The 12,772-nt window shown below is 70.8% G+C and carries 11 protein-coding genes; 4 read left to right on the top strand and 7 right to left on the bottom strand.

Going from position 1 to position 12,772, the window contains the following annotated elements; all coding sequences use genetic code 11:
* Nucleotides 1-4: 4 nt before the first annotated feature.
* The gene (locus AC069I_RS25345) at nucleotides 5-1,186 is read right to left on the bottom strand and encodes an MFS transporter (RefSeq protein ID WP_478227629.1); all 1,182 of its coding nucleotides are present in this window, start codon (nucleotides 1,184-1,186) and stop codon (nucleotides 5-7) included.
* A 143-nt stretch (nucleotides 1,187-1,329) separates the two neighbouring features.
* On the opposite strand from AC069I_RS25345, the gene AC069I_RS25350 reads away from it, so the two are divergent.
* The 4 genes from AC069I_RS25350 (at nucleotide 1,330) to AC069I_RS25365 (ending at nucleotide 4,327) form a co-directional block, all read left to right on the top strand.
* Nucleotides 1,330-1,782 (top strand): MarR family winged helix-turn-helix transcriptional regulator, encoded by a 453-nt coding sequence (locus AC069I_RS25350; RefSeq protein WP_478227630.1) that lies wholly within the window; start codon nucleotides 1,330-1,332, stop codon nucleotides 1,780-1,782.
* A gap of 135 nt (nucleotides 1,783-1,917) precedes the next feature.
* Nucleotides 1,918-3,375, top strand: coding sequence for an amidohydrolase (locus tag AC069I_RS25355; protein ID WP_478227631.1), 1,458 nt, complete (start codon nucleotides 1,918-1,920; stop codon nucleotides 3,373-3,375).
* A gap of 39 nt (nucleotides 3,376-3,414) precedes the next feature.
* A complete protein-coding gene (locus tag AC069I_RS25360) occupies nucleotides 3,415-3,819 on the top strand; it encodes a hypothetical protein (protein ID WP_340687656.1) in 405 nt (134 codons plus the stop codon).
* Between the two features lie 43 nt (nucleotides 3,820-3,862).
* Complete coding sequence (locus tag AC069I_RS25365) at nucleotides 3,863-4,327, top strand: DUF2127 domain-containing protein (RefSeq protein WP_478227632.1); 465 nt, start codon at nucleotides 3,863-3,865, stop codon at nucleotides 4,325-4,327.
* A gap of 9 nt (nucleotides 4,328-4,336) precedes the next feature.
* Here AC069I_RS25365 and AC069I_RS25370 read toward each other — a convergent pair whose 3' ends face one another.
* The 6 genes from AC069I_RS25370 to AC069I_RS25395 all read right to left on the bottom strand — a co-directional run bounded on the left by AC069I_RS25370 (nucleotide 4,337) and on the right by AC069I_RS25395 (nucleotide 12,714).
* Nucleotides 4,337-5,035 (bottom strand): PP2C family protein-serine/threonine phosphatase, encoded by a 699-nt coding sequence (locus tag AC069I_RS25370; RefSeq protein ID WP_478227633.1) that lies wholly within the window; start codon nucleotides 5,033-5,035, stop codon nucleotides 4,337-4,339.
* 249 nt (nucleotides 5,036-5,284) lie between these two features.
* The gene (locus AC069I_RS25375; RefSeq protein ID WP_478266532.1) at nucleotides 5,285-6,106 is read right to left on the bottom strand and encodes a hypothetical protein; all 822 of its coding nucleotides are present in this window, start codon (nucleotides 6,104-6,106) and stop codon (nucleotides 5,285-5,287) included.
* A 44-nt stretch (nucleotides 6,107-6,150) separates the two neighbouring features.
* Nucleotides 6,151-7,998, bottom strand: coding sequence for an ArnT family glycosyltransferase (locus tag AC069I_RS25380; protein ID WP_478266533.1), 1,848 nt, complete (start codon nucleotides 7,996-7,998; stop codon nucleotides 6,151-6,153).
* Between the two features lie 3 nt (nucleotides 7,999-8,001).
* Entirely contained in the window at nucleotides 8,002-9,252 is a 1,251-nt protein-coding gene (locus AC069I_RS25385) for a bifunctional glycosyltransferase family 2/GtrA family protein (RefSeq protein WP_478266534.1), read from the bottom strand.
* Nucleotides 9,253-9,326: 74 nt separating this feature from the next.
* Nucleotides 9,327-11,177, bottom strand: a complete 1,851-nt coding sequence (locus AC069I_RS25390; RefSeq protein WP_478266535.1) for an ArnT family glycosyltransferase — start codon at nucleotides 11,175-11,177, stop codon at nucleotides 9,327-9,329.
* A 4-nt stretch (nucleotides 11,178-11,181) separates the two neighbouring features.
* Complete coding sequence (locus tag AC069I_RS25395) at nucleotides 11,182-12,714, bottom strand: sensor histidine kinase (RefSeq protein WP_478266536.1); 1,533 nt, start codon at nucleotides 12,712-12,714, stop codon at nucleotides 11,182-11,184.
* Between the last annotated feature and the right edge of the window lie 58 nt (nucleotides 12,715-12,772).

The raw sequence follows: 12,772 nt of genomic DNA on the forward strand, positions 1-12,772 counted from the left end.
CGGTTCAGGCGGCGGGGGCCAGTTCGGCGCGACGAGCCTTTCGCCGCCCGTGGTCGAGCATGCCCGAGAAGACCGCGACCAGCAGTCCGGCGAGCGCGAGCGCGGCGCCGATCCAGTTGGGCGCGGTGTAGCCGAGTCCGGCGTCGATGGCCTTGCCGCCGAGCCACGCGCCTCCGGCGTTGCCGAGGTTGAACGCGGCGATGTTGGCCGCCGAAGCCAGCGCGGGCGCGCCTTCGGCCTTGTTCATGACGCGTGCCTGCAGCGGCGCGACGGTCGCGAAACCGGCGGCGCCGAAGACCGCGATGGTGATCGCGGCGGGGAGCTGGGAGTGCGCGGTGAAGACGAACACGACCAGTACGGCCGCGAGCACGGCGAGGATGACATACAGGCTGGGCATCAGCGACCGGTCGGCCGCCTTGCCGCCGAGCAGGTTGCCGACGAACAGGCCACCGCCGAACAGCACCAGCAGCCAGGTCACCGCGCCGGGGGAGAAGCCGGCGACCTCGGTCATCATCGGGGCGATGTAGGTGAAGGACGCGAACACCCCGGCGAAGCCGAGCGCGGTCATCGCCAGCGCGAGCCACACCTGCGGACGCCGGAACACGGCCAGTTCGCTGCGCAGTCCGGCGCTCTTCGTCGTCGCCTGCACGGGGACCAGCGCGAGGATCCCGATCAGGCCGATCACGCCGAGCGCGCTGACCGCCCAGAACGTCGAACGCCAGCCCAGTGCCTGGCCGAGCGCGGTCCCGGCGGGAACGCCGAGGACATTGGCGACGGTCAGCCCGGTGAACATCATCGCGATGGCGCCGGCCTGCTTGTTCGGCGCGACCAGTGAGGCGGCGACGACGGCGCCGACACCGAAGAACGCGCCGTGCGAGAGCGCGGCGACCACGCGGCCGGTCATCAGCAGGCCGTAGGTGGGGGCCAGCGCGGAAACGACGTTGCCGGCGATGAACAGGACCATCAGGCCGACCAGCACCGTCTTACGTGGCACCCGCGACGCGAGCGCGGTCAGCAGCGGGGCGCCGACCACGACGCCCAGCGCGTATCCGGAGATCAGCAGCCCGGCGGAGGGGATGGACACGCCGAAGTCGCCCGCGACCTCGGGCAGCAGGCCCATGATCACGAACTCGGTGGTGCCGATACCGAAGGCACTGATCGCCAGTGCGAGCAGAGCGGCAGGCATTGGAGGCTCACTTCTTCCCGTAGAGTGGTGTTGTCTGGCGTTGGCAACTACGGGCGTCTGAAATAGTTGCACGCGCCGTATATTGCACACGCTTGATGATGCATGACGCAACGAAGCTCGGGCAACCGGGGAAGAGGTGAACCGTGTCACTGGCCGACGACGCCGTGGAGGCACGCGCGCAGGGCTGGCGGACTCTGGCCGCATTGCACGCGCGGATCGAGGACGCGCTGGAGCGCGCGCTGGCGCAGCAGCACTCGCTGTCCGTCAGCGAGTACACCGTGCTGGACGTGCTCGCCCGTCAGGACGGTTTCCACCTGCGGATGAACCAGCTGTCGAACGCCGTCGTGCTCAGCCAGTCGGCGACGACCCGGCTGGTGTCGCGGCTGGAGGACCGGGGGCTGCTGCAGCGGTACCTGTGCCCGGACGACCGGCGGGGGATCTACACGGAGGTCACTCCGGCGGGGCAGGAGCTGCTCGCGGCCGCACGGCCGACGCACGACACCGTCCTCACCGAGGCGCTCGCCGCCGCCGAAGAACTCCCCGAACTCGCGCCTTTGGTCGCCGCGCTCGGAAAGCTCACCTTCGCCCGCTCCTGATCCCGCGCATTTCGTCCTCTGAATGCGGTAGTTGGCATCGCGAACCACCGCGTTCAGAGGACGAAACGCGGTCGGGGGCGTGCGCAAGGAGCGCATCCAGAGGACTAAACGCGGGCGGGCTGGCAAGGTGAGGGCGTGGACGATCTTCTCTTGCGCCGGGTCCGGGTCGGCTTGGCGGGTTCCCTGTCGGACGTGCGGATCGAGGGCGGCCGGATCGCGGCCATCGCGGGCCCGGGGCAGGCGGGTGAGGCGTCGGAGATCCTGGACGGGCACGGCGGCACCCTGCTGCCCGGTCTGGTCGACGCGCATGTGCACACCGCCCAGTGGTCGGCCGCGCGCCGCCGGATCCCGCTGGGGGAGGCGACCTCCGCGGCGCACGCGGTCGATCTCGTGCTCGCCCATCTGCTGGCGCATCCCGCGCCGCCCGGCGAGCTCGTGCTCGGTGCCGGGTTCCGCGACGGTCTCTGGCCCGACGCCCCGCACAAGGATCTGCTGCGGAAGGCCTTGCCAGGGCATCCGGTCGCGCTGTTCAGCGCCGACCTCCACACGTTGTGGCTCAGCCCGGCCGCGCTGAAGCTCATCGGCCGCGAGCATCCGACCGGGGTGCTGCTGGAGAACGATTGCATGAGCGCGACGGCCGAACTCCCGATCGCTCCCGAGGACGTCATCGACGGCTGGGTGGCCGACGCCCTCGACGCGGCGGCCGCCCGCGGTGTCACCAGGATCGTCGACTACGAATACGCCGACACGGTCACCGACTGGCGGCGACGGCTGGCACGGAAACCCCTGCCGGTCCGGGTTTCCTGCGTGATCGCGAAGTACCTGCTCGACACCGCCATCGAACGCGGCCACCGGTCCGGGGACGTCCTGGAGGACAGCGGCGGGCTGCTCACGGTCGGCCCGTTCAAGCTGTTCGTCGACGGTTCGCTGAACACGCGCACCGCGTACTGCGTGGGTCACTACGCCGAAACCGAGTCCCACGGACTGCTCGAACTGCCGCCCGAGGAGCTGGAATCGTTGATGCGCAAGGCATCCGAGCACGGCCTTTCGCCCGCGGTGCACGCGATCGGCGACCACGCCAACAAGATCGCGCTCGACGCCTTCGCGAAGGTCGGCCGCGCGGGCCGTATCGAGCACGCGCAACTGCTGCGCGCCGAGGACGTCGCGCGTTTCGCCGAGCTGGGAGTCGTGGCGAGTGTGCAGCCCGCCCATCAGCCGGACGACCGCGACGTCGCCGACCGGCACTGGCGCGGCTGGACCGATCGGGCCTTCCCGTACGGCGCGTTGCATCGCTCCGGGGTGACGCTGGAGTTCGGCTCGGACGCGCCGGTCGCGCCGCTGGACCCTTGGGACGCGATCGCGTCGGCGGTCAGCCGCACCGACGACGAGCGTCCGCCGTGGCATCCCGAGCAGGCCATGCCGCTGGAGGCCGCGCTCGCGGCGTCGTCAGGTGGCCGGACCGGGTTGGCCGTCGGGGACGTGGCGGATCTGGTCGTCACCGCGGTGGATCCGGCACGGCTGTCGCCGGCGGGCCTGCGCGACATCCCGATCACCGCCACGGTCATGGACGGCCATGTCACCTACGCCTCCTGAGTCTTTCCTTGCCCGGGCGCAACGTCTTAATGGAAGGACATGGATCACCGCCTGCTCGACCGGCTCCGGGACCTCCACGGCTCCTTGAGCACCGACATCAGCTTCGTCACCCGGATGGTCGAGGAGGACGTGCCGCGCGCCGACGTCCTCCGTGATCTCGGGGAACGGCTCACCGAACTGGGTACGGCACTGCTCCGCCGCTCGGACGACGTCAACGCCGACGTGCTCGCGATGCTGCCCGAGAACGGCTGGCTGCCCGAAGCGGGCGCGCACCACCGGGCGCTGGTCGTGGCCCACCAGGTCGGCGAGCGGCCGCTGCGCTGCGGGCGGATCTATCTCGCCCTCTGCGGTGCGCCGTGCTTCCCCTTCTACGGCAGGGACCTCTCCGGGCGGACCGCCCGCCACGAGCGGTGCCCGACCTGCCGGGACCGCCTGTTCCGGTGACGGCGGCTGCGCGCGGCGGCGGGGTGCGGCAGGGTGAGGTGACATGAGCACCGAGAAGCTGTTCCGGATCGCCATCACCCTGAAGGGGCTCGACGGCGCGTTACAGCTGGTGGGCGGGCTGATCCTGTTGATCGTGCCGGCGTCGGTCATCTCCGGTTTCGCGCACGCCGTCGTCACCCGGGATCTGCTCGGCGACCCCGAAGGGACGCTGGCCCGGCACCTCGAACTCGCCGCCGGTCACTTCGCCGAAGGCCGGACGTTCGCCGTCGTGTACCTCGTGGCGCACGGGCTCATCAAACTCGGCCTGGTCTGGGCGCTGGCGAAGAAGGTGATGCGGGCGTACCCCGTCGCCGCCGTGGTGCTCTCGGCGTTCGTGGTCTACGAGATCTTCCGCGCGATCCACACGCACTCACTCGCGCTTCCGTTCTTCGCCGCCCTCGACGTGGTGATCGTCGTGCTGGTCCTGCGTGAGTACCGGCAGCTCAAACGGGATCGCGTCGCGGCCTGACCGCCCGGTTCAGGCCGCGACGCGAAACTTTTCCGTGGTGACCTCCGCGCCGGGCGGATCCACCACGAGCGCGGTGGCGTTGTCGGAGCCACCGAGCGAGACCGCCGTCCGCACCAGCTCGGTGGCCGCCCTGTCCGGCATCCCGAGGATGTCGAGCATGGTCGGGCCGCTGAGCGTCTTGTGCACACCGTCGCTGGTGAGCAGAAGTCCGCCGGTCGTGACGCTGGCCGTGCCGATCTCGTGCGCACCGGCCGTGCGGACGCTGGTGGTGACGACGTGTTCCATCCGCGGTGTCACGGGTTGTCCGTGGTCGCGGAAGTACTGCGCGAGCGTATGGTCCTTCGTCACCTGCCGCACGGTGTAACCGTCCCAAGCGTACGCCCGTGCGTCCCCGACCCACGCGATGCCATACCCCTCGTCGGTCCGCACGGCCACGACGAGGACGCAGTCACCGGTCTCGCCGAGGGCGAGCACAGCCCGCTGAGCTGCGAGAACGGCCCCGGCCGCCCCCTGGTCGACCGGTGTCCTTGCCGCCGCTGAGGCCGCCGTCCGGGCCGCGCGTGCCGCGTTCGGGTGATCTCCGACTCCATCGGCCAGCGCGAACACCATCCCCCTGCCGCCCGGGGCCGCGTACGCCGCGACGGCGTCCGCGTTGTGCTCGCGCGGCCCCCGCGCGCTCGCCGTGTGCCAGTGTGGAAGCTCCCTCATGGTCTTCTCCTCACCCCTGGGTGATTCCCTGCCCACTTCCAGGATCCGCCTGTTTCCTGTGGACGACCTGAGGGTTCGGTGTCGGGCGGCTGTCGGTCACGCGTCGTGTGCGGCCGGGCCCCTTCGCCGGGACGAAACCCGTAACTCGCGTGCTTGGCGGCGTAACTCGCGTGCTTGGAGGCGTAACTCGGGTGCACGGCGTCTGATCACGCGAGTTACGCCGCCAAGCACGCGAGTCACGTGGCCAGATCAGCGCAGTCGCGTGATCAGCGTCCGCAGCCAGCTCTCCGCCATCGCCGGTTCCTTCCGCAGATGCCGCACCAGCAGGTCCCGCCCCGCCTTCGAGCGCCCCGCCTCGACGATCGCGACCGCCTCGGCCAGCCCCCGCAGCCGCTTTTCCGAATGCTCCGGCGCGCGGCCGTTCTCGTCCGACCAGCGCGGCCGCGGGAACGACGCCGTGAGCTTGGGCTGGGTGTTCCCGAAGTAGAGCCAGACCGGCTCGTCGAGCGAGATGTTCCGCACGGCGTGCGCGGGCAGGTCGGCGGGCCAGGTGAACTGCTGCTGCCAGCGGAAGGCCGACGGGCTCGTGTCCTCGCGGATGGTGATCCCGAGGAACCGGAGCCGTCCGCGGATGATGCTCCAGGCCTCGCGTTCATCGTCGATCCACCTTCGCAGCAGTCCGTAGAGCCCGGTGAACGTCTGTCCTGTGTAGACGAGGTCGACGAATACCTTCGGCCGTCCGCGCGCCAGGTCGTGCGGGCTCAGGCCCGCCGAGGCGAGATATCCGCGAAGGGTGTCCACATCGGACTCCGGCAGGCCGTCCCAGGTGCCCGCGAACGACAGCGGCAACTGGTGGATCCTTTCCCGCCAAGGGGTTCCGCTCAGCAGGTCGTGCACGCTGTCCGCGGAGCGCCCGACGAAGTACAGATCCGCGTCACCGGCGCGGGCGATCACCTTCGCGGCGCATTCGATCAGCTCGTCCAGAAACCACAGCGTCGGCTTTCCGGCGCGCTCCAGTAGCGTCCCGAGCTGGTCGGGGCGCACGAGATCCCAGCGGTACGGCCGATTCACGCCGTCCAGGATTCCCGTGCGCCCCAACCTTTGTCGACGCATTTTCAGGAAAGCAGGTGGTACACCGTCTGCTCGCCGATCGTGGTGGCGGTGAAGTTCTCGGCGACCCATTCGGAGATCTCGTTCGAGCCACCACCCGGCCCACCGCCGCGGCCGCCTTCGACGTAGTAGGTGATGTCGCCGTCAGCCACGTACTGCTGGAATTCCGCCAGTGTCGGAGCCGGATCCCTGCCGCTCCAGCCACCGATGCCGATCACCGACTTCCCGCTCGCGAGTTCGAGGTTCGCCGCGGACTGCGAACTCGACGTCGCGGCCGCCCATTTCGTCGTGGTGGCGGCGAGAACGGCCCCGATCTCCGCCGAGGACCCCTCTTCCATGCCCATTCCGCGCTCGCCACCGGTGGCCGGGCCGGAGATCGGGATCGAGCCGGAGTGCGCCTGCGAAGCGGTTTCGACGCCGAACGCGGTGGTGCCGAGGCCGACGGTCAGCACGGCGGCCGTCGCGACGACGGCGACGAGTCGGCGCGCGGGCGGGATACCCACGAGCACGATGGTCGCGGTCAGCAGGCCGAGCCCGGCGATGATCCAGCGCAGCGCGGGCAGCCAGCCGGCGTTGCGGTCCAGGAGGATGTACGCCCAGACGGCGCTGGCCGCGATCATCAGCGACAGGAACACCCGCGGCGCGAGATACGCCCGGCCGCGCCACAGCGAGGTCCCGGAGATCGCCGCCACGGCGGCGATCGACGGCGCCAGCGCGACGGCGTAGTACGGGTGCACGATGCCGCTCATGAAGCTGAACACCAGCGAGGTGACGAGCATCCAGCCGCCCCACAGGATCAGCGCGGCCCTCGTCCGGTCGGTGACGGCGGCCCGCCGGGTGAACCACAGCCCCGCGGCCAGCCCGATGAGCGCGGCGGGCAGCAGCCACGACACCTCGCCGCCGAAGCTCGCGCCGAACATCCGGGGCAGGCCGCTCTCGCCGCCGAAGCCGACGTTCCCACCGGCCGAGCCGCTCACAGCCCCGTTCGGGCCGCCGACCATCACGCCGCCGCCCATGCCGAAGATCCGGCCGAGGCCGTTGTAGCCCAAGGCCAGTTCGAGCAGGCTGTCGCCGTCCGAACCTCCGATGTACGGCCGGGACTCGGTCGGCCACAGATCGACCAGCGCGATGAACCAGCCGGCTGACAGGACGGTCGAGCCCCAAGCTCCGAGCAAGTGAAGCAAGCGTTTTACCGGCGTGGTCGGCGCCGCGATCAGGTAGGCGAGGCCGAACGCGGGCAGCACCAGGAACGCCTGCATCATCTTGGTCAGGAAGCCGAACCCGACGGCGACGCCGGCGAAGGCCAGCCAGCGCGGGCTCGCCTTTTCGATCGCGCGGATCGTGCAGTACCCGCCGGCGATCAGCAGCAGCGTCAGCAGCGCGTCGGGGTTGTTGAACTTGAACATGAGCGCGGCGACCGGGGTGACGGCGAACGCCGCCCCGGCGAACAGGCCGGCGACGGGTCCGGAGGTCCGCTTCACTGTCAGGTACAGCAGGCCGACCGAGGCGACCCCCATCAGCGCTTGCGGGGCCAGCACGGTGAAACTGGAAAAACCGAAAAGCCGGGCGAACGCCGTCGTCACCCAGAGCGCGGCCGGCGGCTTGTCGACGGTGAGCACGTTCCCGGCGTCGAGTGAGCCGAACAGCCAGGCTTTCCAGTCCTGCGTGCCGGACTGCACCGCCGCGGCGTAGAACGAGTTGCCGTAGCCGGAGGCGGTCAGGTTCCAGAAGTACAGCAGTGCGGTGGCGGCGAGCAGCCCGAAGACGGCCGGCCGAACCCACCGGCCGGGCGGCTTCGTGGCGTTTTCCTCGGCGTGGCCGGGTTCCGCCCGGGAAGCGAGTGCGGTGGTCATGGGTCAGCTCTCCATCTCGGTGGCGGGGCGGCGGAACACCCAGCCGCGCAGCAGCAGGAAGCGCAGGACGGTGGCCGCGAGGTTCGCGAGCACGAGCGCGGTGATCTCGAGCGGCAGGCCGGGGGCCGTCATCGTGTGCAGCAGCGCCAGCGCACCACTGGTGAGCGCGAGCCCGAGGCCGAACACGATGAGGCCCTGGAACTGGTGCAGCCCGGCGCCTTCCCGGCCGCGGATGCCGAAGGTCAGGCGCCGGTTGAGCGCTGTGTTGCCGATCGCCGTCACCAGCAGCGCGACGAGGTTCGCGGCCTGCGCGCCGGTGAACGTCCGCAGCAGCAGGAACAGCACGAGATAGGCGATGGTGCTGGCGACGCCGACGGCGGCGAACCGCACCAGTTGCCGCACCAGGCTGGGTGCCACGCCCGGCGCCCGCACCTGGATCGGCGCGCGGCCCAGCTGCTCGCGAAGGCCGCTGATCGGGATCTGCCCGGTCATCGTCGCCTTGGTCAGCCGTGCGATCCCTTTGAGATCGGCGGTCGCGGTGGCGATGATGTTCACCGACGAGTCCGGATCGTCCACCCAGTCGACGGGGACCTCGTGGATCCGCAGCCCGGCTTTCTGCGCCAGCACGAGCAGTTCGGTGTCGAAGAACCAGCCGGTGTCCCGGATATGGGGGAGCAGCCGTTCGGCGACGTCGGCGCGGATCGCCTTGAATCCGCATTGCGCGTCGCTGAACCTCGCCGCGAGCGTGCCGCGCAGGATCAGGTTGTAGCAGCGGGAAATGAACTCCCGCTTCGGTCCGCGCACCACCCGCGCGCCGCGGGCGAGCCTGCTACCGATGGCGAGGTCGGAATGTCCGGAGAGCAGCGGCGCGACGAGGGGGCCGAGCGCGGCCAGATCGGTCGAGAGGTCGACGTCCATGTAGGCGAGCACCGGAGCGTCCGAAGCGGACCAGACCGAGCGCAGTGCCCGGCCGCGGCCTTTCTCTTCGAGGTGGCGGACTTCGACGTCGTCGAACTCGCGGCTCAGCCGTTCGGCGACCCGCAGGGTGCCGTCGGTGCTGGCGTTGTCCGCGACGGTGATCCGGAACGGGTACGGGAACTGTTCCACGAGATGCGCGCGCAGCCGCCGGACACACGGTTCGAGGTCGGTCTCCTCGTTGTAGACGGGGATGACGACGTCGAGGACGGGGGAGCCGTCCGGGGCGATGGCGGGGCGGCGGCCGGAGTCGGCGCCGGAGAGGATCGCGGTTGTCATGGTGTCAATCTCGGTCGTCGCGCTGAGGTCGCCTTGTGCCCGAGCTGTGCGGTCGCTGTGTCCTGTCACGGGATTCACCGGCTCAGGTCGTAGACGGTGACACCGTCCACAGTGGCCGGTGTGTAGGTGTCCGCGACCCAGGCGGCGATCCGCTCGGCGGCGTCGCTGCCGGTCTCCCCGCGCATCATCATGCCTTCGCCGAGGAAGTAGTGGATCCGTCCACTTCGGACGTAGTGCTGGAACTGTTCCAGTGTCGGAGCCGGATCCGTGCCGTTGAACCCGCCGACGGCCATCACCGGCGCGCCGCTGCCGAGCTGATAGCCCGCCGCGTTGTTGGAGCCCACGGTCGCCGCCGCCCAGGTGTACTTCGCACTGTCCTGCCGGATCAGGGCGGCGAGGTCGTCTCCGGGCAGGCTCGTCCCGAGCAGTCCGCCGGCGCCACCCATCCGCATACCCCCGCCCGTTTCCGGCCCTGCGGATGGAAGAGCGCCGGAGTGCGGCGTGGCGGCCGTCGCGACGGTGTACGCGCCGGTGCCCGCGAGAACGGTGACCAGAGCGCCGACGGCGACCAGTCGCCTTGCCAGGTCGGGCAATCGCGAGGCGAAGAACACCAGAAGAGCGCACAGGAGACCGGACACGAGAATCGCGATCGACAACCCGGGAAGCCACTCGGATCGCCGTGACAGCAGGAGGTACGCCGTCAACGCGGTCAAGCCGATCCCGGCGCTCAGGGTGCCCGCGGCGGCCGGATTCCCTCGCGCGCGCCACAACTGGGTGCTCGCGATCCCGACGAGAGCGGCGACGGCAGGCGCGAGCGCGATCGTGTAGTACGCGTGGATGATGCCGCCCATATAGCTGAACACCACGGCGGTCACCAGGAACCAGCCACCCCAGACGATCAGCGCCGCACGCCCGCGATCGGTGCGTGGCGCGCGGCGGGTGAACCACAGCCCGGCGGCCAGCGCGACGACGGCGGCCGGAAGCAGCCACGCGATCCCGCCCGCCATCTCGCTGCCGAACAACCGGTCCCAGCCCGTGCCGCCCCAGCCGCCGTTGGGGCTTCCGCCGACACTGCCGACCTCGTCGCCGGTGATGCGACCGAGCCCGTTGTAGCCGAAAGCCAGCTCCCACAGGCTGTTCTCCTGCGAGCCGCCGATGTACGGCCGGTCGGCGGCGGGCCACAGCGCGACGACGGCGAGGTACCAGCCGGTTGACAAGAGGGTTGAGCTCAAAGCGCCGAGCAGGTGCAGCAGGCGGCGGCCCACCGGCGCCGGCGCGGCGATCAGGTAGGCGAGCGCGAACGCGGGCAGTACCAGGAACGCCTGCAGCATCTTGGCGAGGAAGCCGAACCCGATGGCGACCCCGGCCAGCGCCAGCCAGCGCGGGCTCGCCTTCTCCAGCGCGCGGACGACACAGTAGGCGCCCGCGGTCAGGAGCAGGACGAGCAGCGCGTCGGGATTGTTGAACCGGAACATCAGCGCGGCGGCCGGGGTGAGCGCGAGGACGGTACCCGCCAGCAGACCCGCCGCCGGACCGGAAGTCCGGCGCACCGCGGCGAACAGCAACGCCACCGAACCGACGCCCATCAACGCCTGCGGCACCAGGACGCTCCAGGAATCGACGCCGAACAGGCGCGCGGAAAGGCTCATCAACCACAACGCGGCCGGTGTCTTGTCGACCGTGATCGCGTTCGCGGCGTCGCTGGAACCGAAGAACAACGCCTTCCAGCTCGCCGAACCGGCCTGCGCGGCCGCGGAGTAGAAGGCGTTGGCCCAGCCGGATTCCCCGAGGTTCCAGAGATACAGGACGGCGGTCGCGAGCAGAAGCGCGGCCACGGACGGCCGGACCCAGCGCGGATCGGCCGGTTTGTCCCGGGCGGGGTGAGCGGTTCGATCGGCTTCGTCGCGGGAGGCGAGGAGGGTCATGGCGTCAGCGTCGGGGGCCGACCTGGGGCGTGGTTGTGCCGAAGCTGTGCACCCGCTGTGAGGAGCCGATCACCGGCAGCCGGACGGCGAACTCGGTGCGTTCCGGACGGCTGTGCACCTCGATCGTGCCGTGATGGGCCACGACGATGGCCGACGCGATCGCCATCCCGAGCCCGGTGCTGCCCGCGGCCCGGGACCGGGAGGAGTCGCCTCGGGCGAACCGCTCGAACACGCTCGGCAGGAGTTCGGGCGCGATACTGGGGCCGTCGTCGGTGACGGTCAGCACCGCGGCCCCGCTGGGCGAGCGGGTCAGCGCGGTGATCACCGTGGTGCCCGGCGGGGTGTGCGTGCGCGCGTTGGACAGCAGGTTCGCCAGTACCTGATGCAGACGCTGGACGTCACCGCGGACGAGCACCGGGCCTGGCGGGAGCCGCAGTTCCCAGCGGTGCTCCGGGCCTGCGACATACGCGTCGCCGACCGCGTCCGCGGCCAGCCGGGTCAGGTCGACTTCGCCCGCTTCGAGTGGCCGTCCCGCGTCGAGTCTCGCCAGGAGCAGGAGATCCTCGACCAGGGTCGTCATCCGCGCGGCCTCGGACTGGATCCGGGACATCGAGTGAGCGACCTCCGGCGGCGCCAGCGCGCTGCCGCGGCCGGCGAGTTCGGCGTACCCGCGGATCGCCGCGAGCGGGGTGCGAAGCTCGTGGCTCGCGTCGGCGACGAACCGGCGGACCCGGGTCTCGCTGGCGTGCCGTGCTTCCAGCGCCCGCGCGATATGCCCGAGCATGAGGTTCAGCGCCGAACCGACCTGGCCCACCTCGGTCCGCGGATCGGTGTCGATCTCGGGCACCCGCACGGAAAGCGCGACCTGTCCGCGGTCGAGCCGCATGGCCGACACCCGGCCCGCGGTCGCCGCGACCCGGTCGAGCGGCCGCAGCGTGCGCCGGACCGCGAACGCGCCGAGGAACCCGGCGCCGGCGCCCCCCGCCGCCGCGACCCCGAACAGGATCCACCGGAGGGTGGCCAAGGTGTCCTGCATCGGCGCGAGCGGGAGCCCGGTGACGACCACGCCACCCGGGATCGAGACGGCTTGCACGCGGTAGTCGCCCAGGCCGCCGAGCGTCAGTGTCAGTGGCGGCCGGTCTGCCGGGATCATGAACAGGCCGGACTCCTGCTCGGCCGAGAGGCCCTGGGGAAGTCCTTGCACGGTAAGGACTCCCGCGTACAACACCCGGTCACCGGACAAGCGCACGCTGAGCGTCCCGGAGGCCTGGCCCGGCGCGTTGAGCGGATCGGGACCGAGGCCGTCCTCCGGTGGCCGTCTCGCGAAGTCGTGGGCGCGGGCCGACGCGGCCGAGAGCTGATCGTCGATCTGGCGGGTGAGGAACGACCGCAAGGCGATCTCGCCGGCGACGCCGATCACCAGGCAGACGAAGGTGAGCAGCAGCACCATCGAGCCGGTCAGCTTGGCGCGCAGGGAAAGCCGCCCGGGCCGGGGCCACCGGCGCGGGCCGGTGGACGGGGCCGAGCCGGTTGCCATGAGCCGAGCGTGCGCCGCGGTCGTATGCGCGCGTTGTGTCCCGCCTGTGAGCCCGCTG

The organism is Amycolatopsis sp. NPDC043885, assembly GCF_056435685.1.

Excerpts from the sequence above, each read along its gene's own strand:
- AC069I_RS25345 (WP_478227629.1), bottom strand. The coding sequence starts at position 1,186 with ATGCCTGCCGCTCTGCTCGCACTGGCGATCAGTGCCTTCGGTATCGGC.
- AC069I_RS25360 (WP_340687656.1), top strand. The coding sequence starts at position 3,415 with ATGGATCACCGCCTGCTCGACCGGCTCCGGGACCTCCACGGCTCCTTG.
- AC069I_RS25365 (WP_478227632.1), top strand. The coding sequence starts at position 3,863 with ATGAGCACCGAGAAGCTGTTCCGGATCGCCATCACCCTGAAGGGGCTC.
- AC069I_RS25370 (WP_478227633.1), bottom strand. The coding sequence starts at position 5,035 with ATGAGGGAGCTTCCACACTGGCACACGGCGAGCGCGCGGGGGCCGCGC.
- AC069I_RS25380 (WP_478266533.1), bottom strand. The coding sequence starts at position 7,998 with ATGACCACCGCACTCGCTTCCCGGGCGGAACCCGGCCACGCCGAGGAA.
- AC069I_RS25385 (WP_478266534.1), bottom strand. The coding sequence starts at position 9,252 with ATGACAACCGCGATCCTCTCCGGCGCCGACTCCGGCCGCCGCCCCGCC.
- AC069I_RS25390 (WP_478266535.1), bottom strand. The coding sequence starts at position 11,177 with ATGACCCTCCTCGCCTCCCGCGACGAAGCCGATCGAACCGCTCACCCC.
- AC069I_RS25395 (WP_478266536.1), bottom strand. The coding sequence starts at position 12,714 with ATGGCAACCGGCTCGGCCCCGTCCACCGGCCCGCGCCGGTGGCCCCGG.